The organism is Streptomyces roseoverticillatus, from assembly GCF_000719265.1.
Taxonomy (GTDB): domain Bacteria; phylum Actinomycetota; class Actinomycetes; order Streptomycetales; family Streptomycetaceae; genus Streptomyces; species Streptomyces roseoverticillatus.
Genome location: NZ_JOFL01000019.1, coordinates 139,058 through 161,376, shown reverse-complemented (window position 1 = coordinate 161,376; position 22,319 = coordinate 139,058). Strand labels below are relative to the sequence as shown.

General features: G+C 69.0%; 18 protein-coding genes and 3 tRNA genes. 18 read left to right on the top strand and 3 right to left on the bottom strand.

What is annotated here, in order from left to right; genetic code table 11:
* Positions 1-26: 26 nt before the first annotated feature.
* The gene (locus tag IF61_RS0123205) at positions 27-1,301 is read right to left on the bottom strand and encodes an amidohydrolase family protein (RefSeq protein ID WP_030368437.1); all 1,275 of its coding nucleotides are present in this window, start codon (positions 1,299-1,301) and stop codon (positions 27-29) included.
* Positions 1,302-1,495: 194 nt separating this feature from the next.
* Between IF61_RS0123205 and IF61_RS0123200 the strand changes: the two genes are divergently transcribed.
* The 8 genes from IF61_RS0123200 (at position 1,496) to IF61_RS0123165 (ending at position 6,212) form a co-directional block, all read left to right on the top strand.
* Positions 1,496-1,568, top strand: a tRNA-Thr gene (locus IF61_RS0123200).
* 50 nt (positions 1,569-1,618) lie between these two features.
* Positions 1,619-1,691, top strand: a tRNA-Met gene (locus IF61_RS0123195).
* A gap of 85 nt (positions 1,692-1,776) precedes the next feature.
* Positions 1,777-1,941, top strand: a complete 165-nt coding sequence (gene rpmG / locus IF61_RS0123190) for a 50S ribosomal protein L33 (protein WP_006604855.1) — start codon at positions 1,777-1,779, stop codon at positions 1,939-1,941.
* Between the two features lie 94 nt (positions 1,942-2,035).
* Positions 2,036-2,488, top strand: a complete 453-nt coding sequence (locus IF61_RS0123185) for a MaoC family dehydratase N-terminal domain-containing protein (RefSeq protein ID WP_030368436.1) — start codon at positions 2,036-2,038, stop codon at positions 2,486-2,488.
* A complete protein-coding gene (locus IF61_RS0123180) occupies positions 2,489-2,920 on the top strand; it encodes a MaoC family dehydratase (protein ID WP_030368435.1) in 432 nt (143 codons plus the stop codon).
* Between the two features lie 76 nt (positions 2,921-2,996).
* Entirely contained in the window at positions 2,997-3,530 is a 534-nt protein-coding gene (locus tag IF61_RS0123175) for a TetR/AcrR family transcriptional regulator (protein ID WP_030368434.1), read from the top strand.
* Between the two features lie 72 nt (positions 3,531-3,602).
* Positions 3,603-5,054 (top strand): DHA2 family efflux MFS transporter permease subunit, encoded by a 1,452-nt coding sequence (locus IF61_RS0123170; protein WP_030368433.1) that lies wholly within the window; start codon positions 3,603-3,605, stop codon positions 5,052-5,054.
* 102 nt (positions 5,055-5,156) lie between these two features.
* Positions 5,157-6,212 carry a UDP-N-acetylmuramate dehydrogenase gene (locus IF61_RS0123165; RefSeq protein ID WP_030368432.1) on the top strand — a complete coding sequence of 352 codons (1,056 nt, stop codon included), beginning with the start codon at positions 5,157-5,159 and terminating at the stop codon, positions 6,210-6,212.
* 83 nt (positions 6,213-6,295) lie between these two features.
* On the opposite strand, the gene IF61_RS0123160 is transcribed toward IF61_RS0123165, so the two are convergent.
* Complete coding sequence (locus tag IF61_RS0123160; RefSeq protein ID WP_030368431.1) at positions 6,296-7,318, bottom strand: adenosine deaminase; 1,023 nt, start codon at positions 7,316-7,318, stop codon at positions 6,296-6,298.
* Positions 7,319-7,450: 132 nt separating this feature from the next.
* Positions 7,451-8,698: a pyridoxal phosphate-dependent aminotransferase gene (locus IF61_RS0123155; protein WP_030368430.1), complete on the bottom strand. Its 1,248-nt coding sequence runs from the start codon at positions 8,696-8,698 to the stop codon at positions 7,451-7,453.
* Positions 8,699-8,973: 275 nt separating this feature from the next.
* Here IF61_RS0123155 and IF61_RS0123150 point away from each other — a divergent pair.
* From IF61_RS0123150 to IF61_RS0123105, 10 genes are all read left to right on the top strand, one after another.
* A tRNA-Trp gene (locus IF61_RS0123150) sits at positions 8,974-9,046 on the top strand.
* Between the two features lie 109 nt (positions 9,047-9,155).
* Positions 9,156-9,446 (top strand): preprotein translocase subunit SecE, encoded by a 291-nt coding sequence (gene secE, locus IF61_RS0123145; protein ID WP_030368429.1) that lies wholly within the window; start codon positions 9,156-9,158, stop codon positions 9,444-9,446.
* Positions 9,447-9,527: 81 nt separating this feature from the next.
* Positions 9,528-10,445, top strand: a complete 918-nt coding sequence (gene nusG, locus IF61_RS0123140) for a transcription termination/antitermination protein NusG (RefSeq protein ID WP_030368428.1) — start codon at positions 9,528-9,530, stop codon at positions 10,443-10,445.
* Between the two features lie 161 nt (positions 10,446-10,606).
* Positions 10,607-11,041 (top strand): 50S ribosomal protein L11, encoded by a 435-nt coding sequence (gene rplK, locus IF61_RS0123135; RefSeq protein ID WP_030368427.1) that lies wholly within the window; start codon positions 10,607-10,609, stop codon positions 11,039-11,041.
* Positions 11,042-11,115: 74 nt separating this feature from the next.
* The gene (rplA, locus tag IF61_RS0123130; protein ID WP_030368426.1) at positions 11,116-11,832 is read left to right on the top strand and encodes a 50S ribosomal protein L1; all 717 of its coding nucleotides are present in this window, start codon (positions 11,116-11,118) and stop codon (positions 11,830-11,832) included.
* A gap of 169 nt (positions 11,833-12,001) precedes the next feature.
* A complete protein-coding gene (locus IF61_RS0123125; protein ID WP_043190287.1) occupies positions 12,002-12,943 on the top strand; it encodes an SCO4651 family lipoprotein in 942 nt (313 codons plus the stop codon).
* Positions 12,944-13,236: 293 nt separating this feature from the next.
* On the top strand, positions 13,237-13,767 hold the full coding sequence (gene rplJ / locus IF61_RS0123120) for a 50S ribosomal protein L10 (protein WP_030368424.1): 531 nt from the start codon (positions 13,237-13,239) through the stop codon (positions 13,765-13,767).
* A gap of 107 nt (positions 13,768-13,874) precedes the next feature.
* Positions 13,875-14,261: a 50S ribosomal protein L7/L12 gene (gene rplL, locus IF61_RS0123115; RefSeq protein ID WP_030368423.1), complete on the top strand. Its 387-nt coding sequence runs from the start codon at positions 13,875-13,877 to the stop codon at positions 14,259-14,261.
* Between the two features lie 545 nt (positions 14,262-14,806).
* The gene (gene rpoB, locus IF61_RS0123110; protein WP_030368422.1) at positions 14,807-18,289 is read left to right on the top strand and encodes a DNA-directed RNA polymerase subunit beta; all 3,483 of its coding nucleotides are present in this window, start codon (positions 14,807-14,809) and stop codon (positions 18,287-18,289) included.
* A gap of 97 nt (positions 18,290-18,386) precedes the next feature.
* Complete coding sequence (locus tag IF61_RS0123105) at positions 18,387-22,301, top strand: DNA-directed RNA polymerase subunit beta' (RefSeq protein ID WP_030368421.1); 3,915 nt, start codon at positions 18,387-18,389, stop codon at positions 22,299-22,301.
* Positions 22,302-22,319 lie beyond the last annotated feature (18 nt).

The window sequence follows — 22,319 nt, the reverse complement described above, 5'->3', positions numbered from 1 at the left end:
TCGCCGGACCCCGCCCCGACCCCGCGTCAGGACGGCTCGCCCCCGCCGCGCGAGGACTGCCGGGGCAGGTCCAGGGCCGCGGCGGCCGAGCCGTCGCAGTACTCCCGCACCGCGCTCGTACGGGCCACCACGCGGCCCTGATGCACCACGAGGCGGCTGTAGGCCATCGAGAGCACGCCCTCGACGCGCTCGCCCCGCACGGCCAGCAGCTCGGCCGGAAAGCCCGCCTCCACCCGCACCCGCGGCAGCCCCATGGCCGCCCGGGCCCACCCACTGACCGCCTCGTACGCCTCCTCGGGCCGCAGCTCGCCGTGCGAGGCCAGCAGGAACGCGGCCTCCAGGGGATCGCCGCGCCCGACCGGATTGGCCGCGTCGCGCAGGGCGCCGCTGCCGGCCGCCACCCGCACCCCCGCCGCCCGCAGCAGGCGCACCGGGGCGCAGCGCGAGACGCGGGCGCCGCGCTGCTCCAGCGTCCCGCAGTCGCCCTGCGGCAGGCAGACGACGGTCACCCCGGCCGCGGACAGCTGCTCGGCGGCGCGCACGGCCAGGTCGCGGGGGAGGCGGGCGAGGCCGCCGCAGGGCCCGAGGGTGACGCCGGGGCGCAGCCCGCCGGCCATGGCGACCAGCCGGGCGAGCCGGGCCGGGTCGGAGCCGTCGGTGTGCAGGTCGACGGGGCAGCCGTACGCGGCGGCGAGGTCGAGGGCGGTCTCGGCGAAGCCGGTGGGGTCGGGGTCGAGGTCGGGGCAGCCGCCGACGGCCGCGCCCATCTTCACCGCGTCCCGCAGCAGGGCCAGTCCCTCGGCTCCGGCGGCGCCGGTGAGCAGCCGGGGCACGGCGACGGCGGTGAGGTCGGTGAGCCCGCGCAGGGCCCGCCGGGCCTGCAGGACGGCCTCCAGCGAGCGCAGCCCCTGCACGTCGCCGATCCGCACGTGGCAGCGCAGGGCGGTGGCCCCGTGCCCCAGTTGGAGCAGTGCGGCCTCGGTCGCGCGCCGCTGGACGTCCTCCGCGGCGTACGAGACGGGCCCGTCGGCCTCGGCGGTGAGCGCGGTGGCGCCGTGCGCGTGCGGTTCGGCGGGCGCGGGCAGCAGCAGATAGCCGCTGAGGTCCACGCGCGGGCCGGGCGCCAGGCTGCCGGCGGTGCCCACCGCTTCGATGCGCCCGCCGCTCAGCCGCACGTCCACGACGCGGCCGTCGGCGAGCCGGGCGCCGCCGAGCACGAGGGCGCCGTCGCCGGGCACGACGGCGGGAGGGGTGGCATCGCCGCCGGGGTTCGCCGGGGGCTGCGGCTGGCTGTCGGGCATCGCGCTCCTCCGGGTGCCGGGGCGTGCATGATCACGCAGCAGGTCCGAGCGTAGGGCGCGGCAGGAACGGCTTCGAGCAAGCGACGAATAGTCGTACTGGTGTGGTGCGGGAAGGCTTCCGTGACGCGGTTGCGGGCGTCCTCCGGATACGGATTTCACCTTCGGCGGCCAACCGTGTAATGTCTTCCTCGCTCGCCCCAATAGCTCAGTCGGCAGAGCGTCTCCATGGTAAGGAGAAGGTCAACGGTTCGATTCCGTTTTGGGGCTCTGGTGTGAGAGGTTTCCTCGCCTTCGGGCGAGGGTCCCTCCCGCATCAAAGCGGTGTAGCTCAGTCGGTAGAGCAAGCGGCTCATAATCGCTGTGTCACCGGTTCAAGTCCGGTCACCGCTACACGCAGTAGCCGATTGTGGGGTCGGTCCTCCGGTCGGCTACTCTTGTTTGCGTTCATCCGTCCATTCCGTCAAGGAGCACTCACGTGGCTGCCACCGACGTCCGCCCGAAGATCACGCTGGCCTGCGTGGAGTGCAAGGAGCGGAACTACATCACCAAGAAGAACCGGCGCAACGACCCGGACCGTCTTGAGATGAAGAAGCACTGCCCCCGTTGCAACTCGCACACTGCGCACCGCGAGACGCGATAACAACAGGCTCGTTCACGAGGCCGTCCCCATTCACCGGGGGCGGCCTCGTGGCGTATCCGCCACCGTTCACCACTGCTGCAGGAGGTACCGGGCCATGGCGCTCGACCAGTCCTTCGTAGGGCGGACCTATCCGGCCACCGAACCGTACGAGGTCGGCCGGGAGAAGATCCGCGAATTCGCCGAGGCCATCGGCGACACCAATCCGGCGTACACCGACCCGGACGCCGCCAAGGCGCTGGGCCACCCGGATGTGATCGCCCCGCCGACCTTCGTCTTCTCCGTCACGTACCGGGCAGCCGGCGCGGTCGTGAACGACCCGCAGCTGGGCCTGGACTACTCGCGCGTCGTGCACGGCGACCAGAAGTTCGCCTACGCCCGCCCCGTGCGGGCCGGTGACCGCCTGACGGTCGTCTCCACGATCGAGTCGATCAAGTCCCTGGCGGGCAACGACGTCCTGTCGATCCGCGGCGACGTCCAGGACGAGCACGGCGAGCACGTGGTGACCGCGCACACGACCCTGGTGGCCCGCGCGGCCGAGGAGGCGTAGATGACTGCCCGGATCTCCTACGACGAGGTCGAGGTCGGCACGGAGCTGCCGGTCCGCTCCTTCCCGGTGACGCGCGCGGACCTGGTCCGCTACGCGGGCGCCTCCGGCGACTTCAACCCGATCCACTGGAACGAGAAGTTCGCCAAGGAGGTCGGCCTGCCGGACGTGATCGCGCACGGCATGTTCACCATGGCCGAGGCGGCGCGCGTGGTCACGGACTGGGCCGGCGACCCGGGCGCCGTCGCCGAGTACGGCGTGCGCTTCACCCGCCCGGTCGTCGTGCCCAACGACGACGAGGGGGCGGTCATCGAGGTCGGCGGCAAGGTCGCGGCCAAGGACGACGAGCGCCGCACGGTCCGGGTGGACCTGGTGGTCAAGAGCGCGGGCCAGAAGGTCCTGGGGATGTCGCGAGCGGTCGTACGTCTCGCCTGACGAGGAGGGCGCCGCGCGCAACAAGCGGCGCCCTCCCCCTTTGACATGCAAAGTAAGTGACCACTAACTTACGTTCATGGTCAGGATGAGCGCGGAGGAGCGCCGCGAGAGTGTGATCCGCGCCGCAATCACGGAATTCGCGCGTGCCGGCTACAAGGGCACGTCCACGGAGGCGATCGCGCGCCGCGTGGGCGTCTCGCAGCCGTATCTGTTCCGGCTCTTCCCCACCAAGGAAGCGATCTTCCTGGCGGCGGCCCACCGCTGCCTGGAGGAGACCCGGGAGGTCTTCGCGAAGGTCGTCGAGGGCGCGCCGCCCCGCGGGGCGCCGCAGGCCATGGCCGCCGCCTACGACCACCTCATCGCCGAGGACCCCGAGAAGCTGCAGATGCAGATGCAGATCTACGTCGCGGTGGCCTCGGCCGAGGCGGCGGGGGACCACGAGTTCGGGAGCACGATCCGGGCGGCGTGGCTGGAGCTGTGGGACGGGGCGCACCTGGCGCTCGGCGGGGACGTGAAGGAGACGACGGGGTTCCTGGCCAAGGGGATGCTGATCAACACGCTGATGTCCCTGGGCTTCCCGCCGGACCACCGGGTGTGGAGCGGTTTCTAGGAACGCAGGAGACCCCCGTCTCCGCATACCTATCAAAGTTAGTGACTGATTACTAAGTAAGCAGGGGGAAGCATGCAGCCCAAAGCAATCTGGGCCCTGATCATCACCGGCGTGGCCGGCTTCATGGCGGCCCTGGACAACCTGGTCGTCACCACAGCCCTCCCGTCGATCCGCAAGGACCTCGGCGGGGCGCTGGAGGACCTCGAATGGACCGTCAACGCCTACACGCTGACCTTCGCGGTCCTGCTCATGTTCGGCGCGGCCCTGGGCGACCGCTTCGGCCGCCGCAAGCTCTTCGTCACCGGCCTGGTGATCTTCACGGCCGCCTCCGCCGCGGCCGCCCTCGCGCCCGGAATCGAGGCCCTGATCGCCGCCCGGGCCGTCCAGGGCGTGGGCGCCGCGATCACCATGCCGCTGACGCTCACCCTGCTCACCGCGGCCGTCCCCGCCGAGCGCCGGGGCCTGGCGTACGGCATCAAGGGAGCCGTGGACGGGCTGGCCGTCGCCGGCGGCCCGCTCATCGGCGGCGCGCTCACCGAGCACATCTCGTGGCAGTGGATCTTCTGGCTCAACGTCCCGCTGGGCCTGGCCCTCATCCCGCTGGCCCGCCTCCGCCTGGACGAGTCGCGCGCCGAGAACGCCCGCCTGGACCTCCCGGGCACGCTCCTCGTCAGCGGCGGCCTCTTCGGCGTCGTCTACGGCCTGGTCAACGCCAACGCGCACGGCTGGACGAGCCCCCAGGTCCTGACAGCCCTCATCGCGGGCAGCGTCCTCATAGGAGGCTTCATCGGCCACGGCCTGCGCGCGGAGCGGCCCATGCTGCCCATGCGCCTCTTCAAGGACCGCGCCTTCGCGGGCGTGAACGCCGCGAGCGTCTTCATGTTCCTGGGCATGTTCGGCTCGATCTTCCTGCTCAGCCAGTTCCTCCAGAACGCCCTCGGCTACTCGCCCACCGAGGCCGGGCTGCGCATGCTCCCCTGGACCGGAATGCCCATGATCGCGGCGCCGCTCTCCGGCTACCTCGCCGACCGCATCGGCAGCCGCCCCGTCGTCGTCACCGCCCTGGCCCTCCAGGCCCTCGGCCTCGCCCACTTCGCCCTGGTCATGAGCCCGGACGTCTCCTACGCGGCCCAGCTCCCCGGACTGATCGTCAGCGGCATCGGCATGGGCCTGTTCTTCGCCCCCGCCGCGAAGCTCGTCATGTCCAGCGTCCGCCCGGCGGAGCAGGGCATGGCCTCCGGTGCGAACAACGCTCTGCGGGAGGTGGGCGGGGCGCTGGGCATCGCCGTCCTCGCCTCGCTGTTCTCCGCCCAGGGCGGCTACGGGACGCCGCAGCGCTTCCTGGACGGCCTCGTCCCCGCCCTCTGGGCGGGCGCGGCCGCGGTGGCGCTCGGGGCGCTGGCGGCGACCCTGATCCCCTCGCGGCGCGGCACCGCCGCCCGGGCCGCCGCACCCGCCGCCCGGGCCGCCGCACCCGCCGCCCGGGCCGCCGCACCCGCCGCCCGCCCGGCCGGGGCGCCCTGACGGGCGGCGTGGCACCGCCCACGGGGCCGGGGCCCGGCACCGCCGGAGCCCCCGGCCCCCGGCCCCGGACCACCGCGCCCGACCCACCCGTACCCTGGTCTGGTGCAGGAACGACACGACGCCCCCCTCGCCCCCCTGACCACCTTCAGGCTCGGCGGCCCCGCCCGCCGCCTGATCACGGCAACCACCGACACCGAGGTGATCGCCGCTGTCCGCGAGGCGGACGAGACCGCCACCCCGCTGCTGATCATCGGCGGCGGCAGCAACCTCGTCATCTCCGACAAGGGCTTCGACGGCACGGCCCTGCGCATCGCGACGACCGGCTTCGAGCTGCGCGGCACGACGCTGGAGCTGGCGGCGGGCGAGAACTGGTCCGAGGCCGTGGCCCGCACCGTCGAAGCCGGCCTCGCCGGCGTCGAGTGCCTCGCCGGCATCCCCGGCTCCGCCGGCGCCACCCCCATCCAGAACGTCGGCGCCTACGGCCAGGACGTCGCCCAGACGATCACCGAAGTCGTCGCGTACGACCGCCGCACCGGCGAGACGGTGACCCTCACCAACGCCGAGTGCGCGTTCTCCTACCGGCACAGCCGCTTCAAGCAGGACCCGAGCCGCTACGTCGTCCTCCGCGTCCGCTTCGAGCTGGAGGACGCGGACGGCCTGTCGGCGCCCATCCGCTACCCCGAGACGGCCCGCGCCCTCGGCGTCGAGGCGGGCGACCGCGTGCCCGCGGAGCAGGCCCGCGAGACGGTCCTCAAGCTGCGCGCCGGCAAGGGCATGGTCCTCGACCCCGAGGACCACGACACGTGGTCGGCCGGGTCGTTCTTCTGCAACCCGATCCTCACCACCGCGGAGCACGCGGCGTTCCTGGCCCGCGCGGCAGAGCGGCTCGGGCCTGACGTGACGCCTCCCGCCTACCCGGCGGGGGAGGGCTTCATGAAGACCTCCGCGGCCTGGCTGATTGACAAGGCGGGCTTCACGAAGGGGTACGGGGCGGGCCCGGCGCGCATCAGCACGAAGCACACCCTCGCCCTGACGAACCGGGGAGAGGCCACGACGGAGGACCTCCTCGCCCTCGCACGCGAGGTCCGGGCCGGCGTCCACGAGGCGTTCGGAGTGACCCTGGTGAACGAGCCGGTCACGGTCGGCGTGGCGCTGTAAGAGCGGTCTGTCCCCACCCCGCCCAATGAGCGGCGGGGGCCGGGAGGGCGGGCAGGGCCGGGAAGCCCGGATGGCGAGCCGCCTCAGGCGGCCGCCAGCCACCCCTCGATCCCCGCCAGCAACCCCGCCCGCACAGGCTCCGGCGCGGCCGACCCCCGTACCGACTGCCGCGCCAGCTCCGCCAGCTCCGCGTCCGTGAAGCCGTGGTGCTCCCGCACCAGCTCGTACTGCGCGGCGAGCCGCGAGCCGAAGAGCAGCGGGTCGTCCGCGCCGAGCGCTATCGGCACGCCGGCGTCCCACAGGGCCCGCAGCGGCACGTCGCCGGGCTTCTCGTAGACGCCGAGGGCGACGTTGGACGACGGGCACACCTCGCACGTCACCCCCCGCTCCGCGAGCTTCCGCAGGAGCCGCGGGTCCTCGGCGGCCCGCACCCCGTGCCCGACGCGCGACGCGTACAGGTCGTCCATGCAGTCCCGGACGCTGCCGGGCCCGGACAGCTCGCCGCCGTGCGGCGCGGCCAGCAGCCCGCCTTCCCGCGCGATCTCGAACGCGCGGTCGAAGTCGCGCGCGAGCCCGCGCCGCTCGTCGTTGGAGAGGCCGAAGCCCACCACGCCCCGGTCGGCGTACCGCACGGCCAGCCGCGCCAGCGTGCGCGCGTCCAGCGGGTGCTTCATGCGGTTCGCGGCGACGAGCACCCGCATCCCCAGCCCGGTCTCCCGGGAAGCGCTCTCGACCGCGTCCAGGATGATCTCCAGCGCGGGGATGAGCCCGCCCAGCCGAGGGGCGTAGGACGTCGGGTCGACCTGGATCTCCAGCCACCCGGACCCGTCCCGGACGTCCTCCTCCGCGGCCTCGCGCACCAGCCGCTGGATGTCCTCCGGCGAGCGCAGGCACGAGCGCGCGATGTCGTAGAGCCGCTGGAACCGGAACCAGCCCCGCTCGTCCGTGGCCCGCAACTTCGGCGGCTCGCCGCTGCTCAGCGCTTCGGGGAGGTGCACCCCGTACTTGTCGGCAAGCTCAAGCAGGGTGGAAGACCGCATCGACCCGGTGAAGTGCAGGTGCAGATGGGCTTTGGGCAGCAGACGGACGTCACGAACACTCTCCATTCGCAGATCCTGCCGCATGTACCGGCCGACCGGAAGGCACTTTCCCTTAACGGGCGCCGCACCGAAAACGAAACCGAAAACGAATACGGGCCCCCGGCAAAGCCGGGAGCCCGTACGAGGTCGGCGCGAGGCTTACGCCTTCGCCTCCGCCAGCAGCTTCTGGATCCGCGAGACGCCCTCGACCAGATCCTCGTCACCCAGCGCGTAGGACAGCCGCAGGTACCCCGGCGTGCCGAACGCCTCACCCGGCACCACCGCGACCTCGACCTCCTCCAGGATCAGCGCGGCGAGCTCCACGGACGTGGCGGGCCGCTTGCCGCGGATCTCCTTGCCCAGCAGCTCCTTGACCGACGGGTAGGCGTAGAACGCACCCTCCGGCTCCGGGCAGAGCACGCCGTCGATCTCGTTGAGCATGCGCACGATCGTCTGCCGCCGCCGGTCGAAGGCGGTCTTCATCTCGTCGACGGCGGACAGGTCGCCGGAAACGGCCGCGATCGCCGCCCGCTGTGCGACGTTGGACACATTCGACGTGGCGTGCGACTGCAGGTTCGTCGCGGCCTTGATCACATCCTGCGGGGCGATGACCCACCCGACGCGCCAACCGGTCATCGCGTACGTCTTGGCGACGCCGTTGACGACGATGCACTTGTCACGGAGCTCCGGCACGACCACCGGCAGCGAGGAGAACTCGGCGTCGCCGTAGACCAGGTGCTCGTAGATCTCGTCCGTCAGCACCCACAGCCCGTGCTCGGCGGCCCAGCGGCCCACCGCCTCGACCTGCTCGCGCGAGTACACCGCACCGGTCGGGTTCGACGGCGAGACGAAGAGCAGCACCTTCGTCCGCTCGGTGCGGGCGGCCTCCAGCTGCTCGACCGACACCCGGTACCCGGTGGTCTCGTCGGCCACGACCTCGACGGGGACGCCGCCGGCCAGCCGGATCGACTCCGGGTAGGTGGTCCAGTACGGGGCGGGGACGATGACCTCGTCGCCCGGGTCGAGGATCGCGGCGAAGGCCTCGTAGATGGCCTGCTTGCCGCCGTTGGTGACCAGCACCTGCGAGGCCTCGACCTGGTAGCCGGAGTCGCGCAGCGTCTTCGCGGCGATCGCGGCCTTCAGCTCGGGGAGGCCGCCGGCGGGCGTGTAGCGGTGGTTCTTCGGGTCGCGGCAGGCCTCCATCGCGGCCTCGACGATGTAGCCGGGGGTGGGGAAGTCGGGCTCGCCGGCACCGAAGCCGATCACCGGGCGCCCGGCGGCCTTGAGGGCCTTTGCCTTGGCGTCGACGGCGAGGGTCGCGGACTCGGAGATCGATCCGACACGGGTCGACACCCGGCGCTCGGTGGGGGACTGGACGTTGGGCTCGGAAGGAGTCGCAGCGGTCATGGGGGCATCGTTGCAGACGGGGGACGAAGCGGGCACACCCGTTTCACGGACGGTTCGCGCGAGTCCGGATCGAGGCCTGATCGAGCCCTGACAGAGCCCCGGCAATCCCCCGGAATGCGACGTTCCGGCCCCGCTCCGGACCCGTCGCGACACAAGCTGTTCGACGCACGCCCCAGGAGCACGTACACTCATCCACCGTTGGCCCTCACCGGCCGCGATCCGGCTCCGCACACACCGTGCGCATGGTCGGATGCGGTACGTTGGGGAAACCACAAAGGGTCGTAGCTCAATTGGTAGAGCACTGGTCTCCAAAACCAGCGGTTGGGGGTTCAAGTCCCTTCGGCCCTGCTACACGCATCGTCACCAGGGTGCGTGCGTGCGTACGTACTGAAATGCACCGCCGTGCGGCTCAACCGGGCGCGGCACGGCTCACGACCCGGATTCAGGTGAGGACGTAGTGACGGAAGCCCTTGGCTCCACCGCGACGCCTGAGAGCGGTCGTCCCGAGGACGAGGTGGCCGCCAAGAAGGGCCGCCGTGGCGGGAAGCGCGGGAAGAAGGGCCCCTTCGGCCGCCTCGCGCTCTTCTACCGTCAGATCGTCGCAGAGCTCCGCAAGGTCGTCTGGCCCACCCGGGGTCAGCTGTCGACGTACACCACCGTGGTGATCGTCTTTGTCGTCATCGTCATTGGCCTGGTCACCGTGATTGACTATGGGTTCACCAACGCCGTCAAGTACGTCTTCGGCTGAATCCGCGGGTAGGGCGGCTGCCGTGAGGCGAGCCGCCCCTTTCGCACGTTCCACCCCTTGTAGCCAGGAAGAAGCAGCCACGTGTCTGACCCGAACCTGAACGACGCCGCCGAGAAGGCCGCTGAGGCGGCAGAGGCCGACGTGGATGCCACTGTCTCGGCCGAGGTCGAGGGCGACGACACCGCGCAGGAGATCGTCGAGGGCGCCGACGCCGCCGACGAGCTCGACGCCGAGGAAGCCGCTGCCGGCGAGCCGGCCGAGGAGGCCGCCCTCCACGTCGAGTCCGGCGAGGACGAGGCCGCCGAGGCCGCCGAGGAAGCCGCCGAGGCCGCCGAGGAAGCCGCCGAGGAGGCCGAGGAGGCCGCCGCGGAGGAGCCCGCCGCCGACCCGATCGCCGCCCTCCGCGAGGAGCTCCGCGGCCTGCCCGGCGAGTGGTATGTCATCCACACCTACGCCGGTTACGAGAACCGCGTGAAGACCAACCTCGAGCAGCGCGCCGTCTCGCTCAACGTCGAGGACTACATCTTCCAGGCCGAGGTGCCGCAGGAGGAGGTCGTCCAGATCAAGAACGGCGACCGCCGCACCGTCCGCCAGAACAAGCTCCCGGGCTACGTCCTGGTGCGCATGGACCTGACGAACGAGTCCTGGGGCGTCGTCCGCAACACCCCGGGCGTCACCGGCTTCGTCGGCAACGCCTACGACCCGTACCCGCTGACGCTGGACGAGATCGTCAAGATGCTCGCCCCGGAGGCCGAGGAGAAGGCCGCCCGCGAGGCCGCCGAGGCCGAGGGCAAGCCGGTGCCGCAGCGCAAGGTCGAGGTCCAGGTCCTGGACTTCGAGGTCGGCGACTCGGTCACCGTCACCGACGGCCCGTTCGCCACCCTGCAGGCCACGATCAACGAGATCAACGCCGACTCGAAGAAGGTCAAGGGCCTCGTCGAGATCTTCGGCCGCGAGACCCCGGTCGAGCTCAGCTTCGACCAGATCCAGAAGAACTGACACCTTCTGGCACTCAAGCCACCGAACAGGTCAGACCCGCTCGTACAGGGGTCTGACCTCTCGGTTTTTGGCCCGGCCACGTTACCCGTTATCGTGGTGCGGTATGCCTGCGCGCACTGTGCGCATGGCAAAAAAACTCTCACTAGGACCCGGAGAGAGCAATGCCTCCCAAGAAGAAGAAGGTCACGGGGCTTATCAAGCTCCAGATCAGCGCCGGTGCCGCGAACCCGGCTCCGCCGGTCGGCCCCGCGCTGGGCCAGCACGGCGTCAACATCATGGAGTTCTGCAAGGCCTACAACGCCGCGACCGAGTCGCAGCGTGGCATGGTCGTGCCGGTGGAGATCACGGTCTACGAGGACCGTTCCTTCACCTTCGTGACCAAGACTCCGCCGGCCGCGAAGCTGATCCTCAAGGCCGCGGGCGTGGAGAAGGGCTCCGGCGAGCCGCACAAGACCAAGGTCGCCAAGATCACCGAGGCGCAGGTCCGCGAGATCGCCACCACCAAGATGCCCGACCTGAACGCCAACGACCTGGACGCCGCCGCGAAGATCATCGCCGGCACCGCCCGTTCCATGGGCATCACGGTCGAAGGCTGATCAGCCACCCCCTTGCAGTACCCGTGGAAGGGCCGGCGCGGCCCGCACCACGACTCCAATCCTGAGGAGAAGCAGTGAAGCGCAGCAAGACTCTTCGCAACGTGGACGCGAAGATCGACCGGGAGCGTCTGTACGCCCCGCTCGAGGCCGTCCGCCTGGCGAAGCAGACGTCCTCCGTGAAGTTCGACGCGACCGTCGAGGTTGCCATGCGCCTGGGTGTCGACCCGCGCAAGGCCGACCAGATGGTCCGCGGCACCGTGAACCTTCCGCACGGCACCGGTAAGACCGCCCGGGTCCTGGTCTTCGCGACCGGCGACCGTGCCGAGGCCGCGCGTGCCGCGGGCGCCGACATCGTCGGCGCCGACGAGCTCATCGACGAGGTCGCGAAGGGCCGCCTGGACTTCGACGCCGTCGTCGCCACCCCGGACCTCATGGGCAAGGTCGGCCGCCTCGGCCGCGTGCTCGGTCCGCGTGGTCTGATGCCGAACCCGAAGACCGGCACCGTCACCCCGGACACGGCCAAGGCCGTGACCGACATCAAGGGCGGCAAGATCGAGTTCCGCGTCGACAAGCACTCGAACCTGCACTTCATCATCGGCAAGGTCTCCTTCGACGAGACCAAGCTGGTGGAGAACTACGCCGCTGCGCTTGAGGAGATCACCCGCCTCAAGCCGTCCGCCGCGAAGGGCCGCTACATCAAGAAGGCGACCCTGACCACGACCATGGGCGCCGGCATCCCGCTGGACAGCAACCGCACCCGCAACCTCCTGGTGGAGGACGAGACCGTCTGATCCTGACCGGATCACGACGCCTCGGCGCGTAAGCGAACGAGCAGGCCCCGCATCTCCTGGTGAGATGCGGGGCCTGCTCGCTTTTGCTCGTGAACTAACGTTCACATTGATCGCTTTTGAGCAGGAGAGAAGCAGTAGGCGTAGTAGAGGCAGTAGAGGGGGCAAGGACATGCACGAGTCCACCTGGAAGCGCCTGAGCGTGTCGGTGACGGCCGTGGCCCTGCTGGCGGGCGTTGCGGCCTGCGGGGGCGGCGAGAAGGGCGACAAGGCCGCCTCAGGGGCGTCCGCGAAGTCGGAGAAGCAGCCGGCGGCCGGGGTGTCGGCCGAGGTCATCAACGCGGCCTTCAAGAAGACGCAGGCGGCGAAGTCGGCCAGGTTCGAGATGACCATGAAGCTGCCGGGTCTCGGCGATCAGCCGCTGACCCTGCGGTCCTCCGGCGTCATGGGCTGGGACCCCACCGTCGTGGACCAGCGCATGACCGGGCTGCCCGGCAAGGACGGCGCCTCCGGCGAGACCCGGTCCCTCACGATCGGCACCGCCACGTACACCGACATGGGTGCGGAGGGCGCCGCCAAGAACGACGGCAAGCGCTGGATGAAGCTCGACCTCGCCGCCATGGCGAAGGAGTCCGGCGGCGACTCCAAGGGGCTCCAGCAGCTCCTGGGAGGCGGGCAGGGCCAGAGCCAGGACCCGGCCAAGCAGATGGCGCTCCTCAAGGCCTCGCCGAACGTCAAGCTGGTCGGCGAGGAGACGGTCGACGGCAAGAAGGCCCAGCACTACAAGGGCACGCTCTCCGCCGACGAGGCCGTGAAGTCCAACAAGAGCCTCGAAGGGCTCAGCGAGAAGGACCGGCAGGAGCTGCTGGACACCATCAAGCAGGCCGGCATCACGCAGTACGACATGGACGTCTGGCTCGACTCCGGCGACCTCCCCGTGAAGCTGGTCATGAACATGGACAGCGGCAAGGGCCGGATGGAGATCAGCGAGACCCTGACCGACTACGGCACGCCCGTCGACGTCCAGGCGCCGCCCGCGGACCAGACCGTTGATCTGCTGGAGAAGCTCAAGAAGATGAAGGAGAGCGGCGACACCCCGTCGCTGTCCTCCTGACCTGCGGGGATGCGGGCGCCCGGGGGTCGATTTGCTTCCGGGCGCCCCGTTCACGTACCTTCTTCCAGAAGCCAAAGACCGCTGGTCGTTACTGTGCCTCCGTCCGGAGGTGTGGTGGCCGAAGGATCCGCTAGCTGCGGGCGACCTGCGCAGGTGATTTGAGGAAGCACTCCCGCGACGACTTCGGGTCGAAGCGGTCGAGTTACGCCCCGAGCGCCTGCGCCGGGGCGTTTCGTTTTGCCCAGGTCCCTTCGCGTAGCGGTCCCGAATCACCCGGAAGGAGGCCGAGGCTCATGGCGACGTCCGCCAAGGCTGCTGCGGTTGCCGAGCTGACGGACAAGTTCCGTAGCTCGAATGCCGCTGTGCTGACCGAGTACCGCGGTCTCACCGTGGCGCAGCTCAAGACGCTGCGCCGTTCGCTCGGTGAGAACGCCCAGTACGCCGTGGTGAAGAACACGCTGACCCAGATCGCGGCCCGTGAGGCCGGGATCACGCTGGAGGACCAGCTCTTCGCTGGCCCGACGGCCGTTGCCTTCGTCACCGGTGACCCGGTGGCGTCGGCGAAGGGTCTTCGTGACTTCGCCAAGGAGAACCCGAACCTCATCATCAAGGGCGGTGTCCTTGATGGTAAGGCGCTCTCCGCTGATGAGATCAAGAAGCTTGCGGACCTCGAGTCCCGCGAGGTTCTGCTCAGCAAGCTGGCCGGTGCCATGAAGGGCAAGCAGTCCCAGGCTGCCTCGCTCTTCCAGGCGCTGCCGACGAAGCTCGTCCGCACTGCGGACGCGCTGCGCGCCAAGCTCGCCGAGCAGGGCGGTGCCGAGTAATTCGGCTCGCGCATTGACCGGCGCCACCCGGCACCGGTCGCAGCGGGCCGTACGCCCGCCGACATGTACATCCCGGCACCTGCCGATTTAGTGGAAGGACCGCCATCATGGCGAAGCTGACCCAGGACGAGCTGCTCGCGCAGTTCGAGGAGATGACCCTCATCGAGCTCGCGGCCTTCGTGTCCGCGTTCGAGGAGAAGTTCGACGTCACCGCCGCCGCTGCCGCGCCGGTCGTCATGGCCGGCGGCGTCGCCGGTGGCGCCGCTGAGGCCGTCGAGGAGAAGGACGAGTTCGACGTCATCCTCACCGCCGCCGGTGACAAGAAGATCCAGGTCATCAAGGTCGTCCGTGAGCTGACCTCCCTCGGCCTGAAGGAGGCCAAGGACCTCGTCGACGGCACCCCGAAGCCGGTCCTCGAGAAGGTCGCCAAGGACGCCGCGGAGAAGGCCGCCGAGGCCCTCAAGGGCGCCGGCGCCTCCGTCGAGGTCAAGTAAGACCTTGCGAGTCGTCTGACTCTTTCCGCCGGCGGCTGCCGGTAGCCAACGGGCGATCACCCATGCGGGTGGTCGCCCGTCGGCGTTTCCCCGGACGGCTGCGCGGAGCACGTCCCGGGGGCGAGTATGGTGATCTTCGTTGCCCTCCCGGACGGGCCGTGGGCCTTGACGAACGCGACGGGGCGCGCAATTCTCAGGACGCGTCGCTACATCGGTCCACCGTCCGAGGCATGGATCGAAGACGAAGAGGGAAGTCTTGCGTCAGGCGATGCCTGCAGGCGTCCGCCGCACGGCGAGGGACAACAGGATCCCGGAGGGAGAGATTGGTATCGCACCGGTCTCCGCACATCCGCTCTGGACATCAGTGGGCCAAGTGGCTACACTGACCCTTTGCGCTGCCTGTTAGCTGCTCCCTGCCCGTCACCAGGGGCATGCCCACTATCGAGCACTGCTGATGGAACCCCGCTGACCTGGGATTTCTTATCGATGCACGGTGTGGGGCCGGTACGCGCGTAGTGAGTCCGAGCCCTCGGAAGGACCCCCTCTTGGCCGCCTCGCGCAACGCCTCGACTGCCAATACGAACAACGGCGCCAGCACCGCCCCGCTGCGCATCTCTTTTGCGAAGATCAAGGAGCCCCTCGAGGTTCCGAACCTCCTCGCGCTGCAGACCGAGAGCTTCGACTGGCTGCTCGGCAATGCCGCCTGGAAGGCTCGCGTCGAGGCTGCGCTGGAGTCCGGTCAGGACGTCCCCACCAAGTCCGGTCTGGAGGAGATCTTCGAGGAGATCTCCCCGATCGAGGACTTCTCCGGGTCGATGTCGCTGACCTTCCGCGACCACCGTTTCGAGCCCCCGAAGAACTCGATCGACGAGTGCAAGGAGCGCGACTTCACGTACGCGGCCCCGCTCTTCGTCACGGCCGAGTTCACCAACAACGAGACCGGTGAGATCAAGTCTCAGACGGTCTTCATGGGCGACTTCCCGCTCATGACCAACAAGGGCACCTTCTGCATCAACGGCACCGAGCGTGTCGTCGTCTCGCAGCTGGTCCGCTCGCCCGGCGTCTACTTCGACTCCTCCATCGACAAGACGTCCGACAAGGACATCTTCACGGCCAAGATCATCCCGTCCCGGGGTGCCTGGCTGGAGATGGAGGTCGACAAGCGCGACATGGTCGGCGTCCGCATCGACCGCAAGCGCAAGCAGTCCGTCACCGTCCTCCTGAAGGCTCTCGGCTGGACCACCGAGCAGATCCTCGAGGAGTTCGGCGAGTACGAGTCCATGCGCGCCACCCTGGAGAAGGACCACACCCAGGGCCAGGACGACGCGCTGCTCGACATCTACCGCAAGCTGCGCCCGGGCGAGCCGCCGACCCGCGAGGCCGCGCAGACGCTGCTCGAGAACCTCTACTTCAACCCGAAGCGCTACGACCTCGCGAAGGTCGGCCGCTACAAGGTGAACAAGAAGCTCGGCGCGGACGCCCCCCTCGACGCCGGTGTGCTGACCACGGACGACGTCATCGCGACGATCAAGTACCTGGTCAAGCTGCACGCGGGTGAGCTGGAGACGGTCGGCGAGAACGGCACCTCGATCGTCGTCGAGACCGACGACATCGACCACTTCGGCAACCGTCGTCTGCGCAACGTCGGCGAGCTCATCCAGAACCAGGTCCGCACGGGTCTGGCTCGTATGGAGCGCGTCGTCCGCGAGCGGATGACCACCCAGGACGTCGAGGCGATCACGCCGCAGACCCTGATCAACATCCGGCCGGTCGTCGCCTCCATCAAGGAGTTCTTCGGCACCAGCCAGCTGTCCCAGTTCATGGACCAGACCAACCCGCTGTCGGGTCTGACCCACAAGCGTCGTCTGTCGGCGCTGGGTCCGGGCGGTCTCTCCCGTGAGCGGGCCGGCTTCGAGGTCCGAGACGTTCACCCGTCGCACTACGGCCGCATGTGCCCGATCGAGACGCCCGAAGGCCCGAACATCGGTCTGATCGGCTCGCTCGCCTCCTACGGCCGCGTCAACGCGTTCGGCTTCGTGGAGACCCCGTACCGCAAGGTCGTGGGCGGCGTCGTCACCGACGAGGTCGACTACCTGACTGCTGACGAGGAAGACCGCTTCGTCATCGCCCAGGCGAACGCCCCCCTCACCGAGGACATGCGCTACGCCGAGGCCCGCGTGCTGGTCCGCCGCCGTGGTGGCGAGATCGACTACATCGCCGGCGACGACGTCGACTACATGGACGTCTCCCCGCGCCAGATGGTGTCGGTCGCGACCGCCATGATCCCGTTCCTCGAGCACGACGACGCCAACCGCGCGCTCATGGGATCGAACATGATGCGCCAGGCCGTTCCGCTGATCAAGGCGGAGGCCCCGCTGGTCGGCACCGGCATGGAGTACCGCTGTGCGGTCGACGCCGGTGACGTCATCAAGGCGGAGAAGGACGGTGTGGTCCAGGAGGTCTCCGCGGACTACGTCACCGTCGCCAACGACGACGGCACGTACAACACGTACCGGGTCGCCAAGTTCTCCCGCTCCAACCAGGGCACGTCCTTCAACCAGAAGGTCGTCGTGGACGAGGGCGCCCGCGTGGTCGCCGGCCAGGTGCTCGCCGACGGTCCGTCCACGGACGAGGGCGAGATGGCCCTCGGCAAGAACCTGCTCGTGGCGTTCATGCCGTGGGAGGGTCACAACTACGAGGACGCGATCATCCTGTCGCAGCGCCTCGTCCAGGACGACGTCCTCTCCTCGATCCACATCGAGGAGCACGAGGTCGACGCCCGTGACACCAAGCTCGGCCCGGAGGAGATCACCCGGGACATCCCGAACGTCTCCGAGGAGGTCCTCGCCGACCTCGACGAGCGCGGCATCATCCGCATCGGTGCCGAGGTCGTCGCCGGCGACATCCTGGTCGGCAAGGTCACCCCGAAGGGTGAGACCGAGCTGACCCCGGAGGAGCGCCTGCTCCGCGCGATCTTCGGTGAGAAGGCCCGTGAGGTCCGTGACACCTCGCTGAAGGTCCCGCACGGCGAGATCGGCAAGGTCATCGGCGTCCGCGTCTTCGACCGCGAGGAGGGCGACGAGCTTCCCCCGGGCGTGAACCAGCTGGTCCGCGTCTACGTCGCTCAGAAGCGCAAGATCACCGACGGTGACAAGCTCGCCGGCCGTCACGGCAACAAGGGTGTTATCTCCAAGATCCTCCCGGTCGAGGACATGCCGTTCCTCGAGGACGGCACCCCGGTCGACATCATCCTCAACCCGCTCGGTGTCCCGTCCCGAATGAACCCGGGACAGGTCCTCGAGATCCACCTCGGCTGGCTCGCCAGCCGCGGCTGGAAGGTCGAGGGCGACGAGGACTGGATGAAGCGCCTGCAGGCCATCGGCGCCGACGACGTCGCGCCGGGCACCAACGTCGCGACCCCGGTCTTCGACGGCGCCCGCGAGGACGAGATCGCCGGCCTCTTCGAGTCCACGATCCCGAACCGCGACGGCGAGCGCATGGTGCTCCCCTCCGGCAAGGCCCGGATGTTCGACGGCCGCTCCGGCGAGCCGTTCCCGGACCCGATCTCCGTCGGGTACATGTACATCCTCAAGCTGCACCACCTGGTCGACGACAAGCTGCACGCCCGTTCGACCGGCCCGTACTCCATGATCACCCAGCAGCCGCTGGGTGGTAAGGCTCAGTTCGGTGGCCAGCGCTTCGGTGAGATGGAGGTGTGGGCGCTGGAGGCATACGGCGCCGCGTACGCCCTCCAGGAGCTGCTGACCATCAAGTCCGACGACGTGACCGGCCGCGTGAAGGTCTACGAGGCCATCGTCAAGGGCGAGAACATCCCCGAGCCCGGCATTCCCGAGTCCTTCAAGGTGCTCATCAAGGAAATGCAGTCCCTGTGCCTCAACGTGGAGGTGCTGTCCTCGGACGGCATGTCCATCGAGATGCGCGACACGGACGAGGACGTCTTCCGCGCTGCGGAAGAGCTCGGTATCGACCTGTCCCGGCGCGAGCCGAGCAGCGTCGAAGAGGTCTGACGGGTCTGACGGGGGGCTCGGCAAGAGCCCCCCGTCGTCCCCGGACCCCCTCAGACCACTGATGAAGACACGACCCTGAAAGAGGGATTGACGAACAGTGCTCGACGTCAACTTCTTCGACGAGCTGCGGATCGGCCTGGCGACCGCGGACGACATCCGAACCTGGTCCCACGGCGAGGTCAAGAAGCCGGAGACCATCAACTACCGCACCCTGAAGCCCGAAAAGGACGGACTCTTCTGCGAGAAGATCTTCGGTCCGACCCGGGACTGGGAGTGCTACTGCGGCAAGTACAAGCGTGTCCGCTTCAAGGGCATCATCTGTGAGCGCTGTGGCGTCGAGGTCACCCGCGCCAAGGTGCGCCGTGAGCGGATGGGCCACATCGAGCTTGCCGCTCCCGTCACCCACATCTGGTACTTCAAGGGCGTCCCGTCGCGTCTGGGCTACCTGCTCGACCTCGCCCCGAAGGACCTCGAGAAGGTCATCTACTTCGCCGCCTACATGATCACGTGGGTGGACGAGGAGCGCCGCACGCGCGACCTGCCCTCGCTGGAGGCCCACGTCTCCGTCGAGCGCCAGCAGATCGAGCAGCGCCGCGACGCCGACCTGGAGGCTCGCGCCAAGAAGCTCGAGGCCGACCTGGCCGAGCTCGAGGCCGAGGGTGCCAAGGCCGACGTGCGCCGCAAGGTGCGCGAGGGCGCCGAGCGTGAGATGAAGCAGCTGCGCGACCGCGCGCAGCGCGAGATCGACCGTCTCGACGAGGTCTGGAACCGCTTCAAGAACCTCAAGGTCCAGGACCTTGAGGGCGACGAGCTGCTCTACCGCGAGCTGCGCGACCGCTTCGGCACCTACTTCATGGGTGCGATGGGCGCCGCCGCGCTGCAGAAGCGCCTGGAGTCCTTCGACCTCGACGAGGAGGCCGAGCGCCTCCGCGAGATCATCCGGACCGGCAAGGGCCAGAAGAAGACCCGTGCGCTCAAGCGCCTCAAGGTCGTCTCCGCCTTCCTGCAGACCCGCAACAGCCCCAGCGGCATGGTGCTGGACTGCATCCCCGTGATCCCGCCGGACCTGCGTCCGATGGTGCAGCTGGACGGTGGCCGCTTCGCGACCTCCGACCTGAACGACCTGTACCGCCGTGTGATCAACCGCAACAACCGTCTGAAGCGTCTGCTCGACCTCGGTGCCCCCGAGATCATCGTGAACAACGAGAAGCGGATGCTCCAGGAGGCGGTCGACGCCCTCTTCGACAACGGCCGTCGTGGTCGCCCGGTCACGGGCCCCGGCAACCGTCCGCTGAAGTCCCTCAGCGACATGCTGAAGGGTAAGCAGGGTCGATTCCGTCAGAACCTGCTCGGTAAGCGCGTCGACTACTCGGCCCGTTCCGTCATCGTCGTCGGTCCGCAGCTGAAGCTGCACCAGTGTGGTCTGCCCAAGGCCATGGCGCTGGAGCTCTTCAAGCCGTTCGTGATGAAGCGCCTGGTCGACCTGAACCACGCGCAGAACATCAAGTCGGCCAAGCGCATGGTCGAGCGCGGCCGCACCGTCGTGTACGACGTCCTCGAAGAGGTCATCGCCGAGCACCCGGTGCTGCTGAACCGTGCGCCCACGCTGCACCGCCTCGGCATCCAGGCCTTCGAGCCGCAGCTGGTCGAGGGCAAGGCCATCCAGATCCACCCGCTCGTCTGCACCGCGTTCAACGCGGACTTCGACGGTGACCAGATGGCCGTCCACCTGCCGCTCTCCGCGGAGGCGCAGGCCGAGGCCCGCATCCTGATGCTGTCCTCGAACAACATCCTCAAGCCGGCCGACGGCCGTCCGGTCACCATGCCCACCCAGGACATGGTGCTCGGTCTGTTCTTCCTCACCACCGACGAGGAGGAGCGCAAGGTCATCGGCGAGGGCCGGTCCTTCGGCTCGGTCGCCGAGGCGATCATGGCGTTCGACGCCCGTGAGCTCTCGCTCCAGGCGAAGGTCGACATCCGCTTCCCGATCGGCACCGTTCCCCCGCGCGGCTGGGTTCCCCCGGTTGAAGAGGGGAATGACGACGGCGTCGGGGCTGCAGAGTGGCAGCAGGGTGACTCGTTCCGCCTGCGCACCACCCTGGGCCGCGCGCTCTTCAACGAGCTGCTGCCCGAGGACTACCCGTTCGTCGACTACTCGGTGGGCAAGAAGCAGCTCTCCGAGATCGTCAACGACCTGGCCGAGCGCTACCCCAAGGTCATCGTGGCGGCGACGCTCGACAACCTGAAGGCGGCCGGCTTCCACTGGGCCACTCGCTCCGGCGTCACCGTCGCCGTCTCCGACATCGTCGTGCCGGAGGCCAAGAAGGAGATCGTCAAGGGCTACGAGGCCCAGGACGAGAAGGTCCAGAAGCAGTACGAGCGCGGTCTGATCACCAAGGACGAGCGCACGCAGGAGCTCATCGCGATCTGGACCAAGGCGACCAACGAGGTTGCCGAGGCGATGAACGCGAACTTCCCCAAGACGAACCCCATCTTCATGATGGTTGACTCGGGTGCCCGAGGAAACATGATGCAGATGCGGCAGATCGCCGGTATGCGTGGTCTGGTGTCGAACGCGAAGAACGAGACCATTCCGCGACCCATTAAGGCGTCGTTCCGTGAGGGTCTCTCCGTGCTGGAGTACTTCATCTCCACCCACGGTGCCCGTAAGGGTCTCGCGGACACCGCCCTGCGTACCGCCGACTCGGGTTACCTGACCCGTCGTCTGGTGGACGTCTCGCAGGACGTCATCATCCGCGAGGAGGACTGCGGCACCGAGCGCGGCCTCAAGCTGCAGATCGCATCCCGCGGCGCCGACGGCGTGCTGCGCAAGGCCGACGACGTCGAGACCAGCGTCTACGCCCGCATGCTGGCCGAGGACGTCGTCATCGACGGCAAGGTCATCGCGCCGGCCAACGTCGACCTCGGTGACGTGCTCATCGACCAGCTCGTCGCCAACGGCGTCGAGACGGTCAAGACCCGTTCGGTCCTCACCTGTGAGTCCGCGGTCGGCACCTGTGCCTTCTGCTACGGCCGCTCGCTGGCGACCGGCAAGCTGGTGGACATCGGTGAGGCGGTCGGCATCATCGCCGCCCAGTCCATCGGTGAGCCCGGTACCCAGCTGACGATGCGTACCTTCCACACCGGTGGTGTGGCCGGTGACGACATCACCCAGGGTCTGCCCCGTGTCGTCGAGCTCTTCGAGGCCCGTACGCCCAAGGGTGTCGCCCCGATCTCGGAGGCGGCCGGCCGCATCCGCATCGAGGAGACCGAGAAGACCAAGAAGCTCGTCGTCACCCCGGACGACGGCAGCGAGGAGACGGCGTTCCCGATCTCCAAGCGTGCCCGTCTCCTGGTCAGCGAGGGCGAGCACGTCGAGGTGGGCCAGAAGCTCACCGTGGGTGCCACCAACCCGCACGACGTGCTGCGCATCCTGGGTCAGCGTGCCGTCCAGGTCCACCTGGTCGGCGAGGTCCAGAAGGTCTACAACTCGCAGGGCGTGTCGATCCACGACAAGCACATCGAGATCATCATCCGGCAGATGCTGCGCCGCGTGACGATCATCGAGTCCGGCGACGCGGAGCTGCTGCCGGGCGAGCTCGTGGAGCGCTCGCGCTTCGAGGGCGAGAACCGTCGTGTGGTCACCGAGGGCGGTCACCCTGCCTCCGGCCGTCCGCAGCTGATGGGTATCACCAAGGCCTCGCTGGCGACGGAGTCCTGGCTGTCGGCCGCCTCCTTCCAGGAGACGACCCGAGTGCTGACGGACGCGGCGATCAACGCCAAGTCCGACTCGCTCATCGGCCTCAAGGAGAACGTCATCATCGGTAAGCTCATCCCGGCCGGTACGGGCCTGTCCCGCTACCGCAACATCCGGGTGGAGCCCACCGAGGAGGCCAAGGCCGCGATGTACTCGGCCGTCGGTTACGACGACATCGACTACTCGCCCTTCGGCACCGGCTCCGGCCAGGCGGTCCCGCTGGAGGACTACGACTACGGTCCGTACAACCAGTAAGTCGCAAGCGGTACGTCC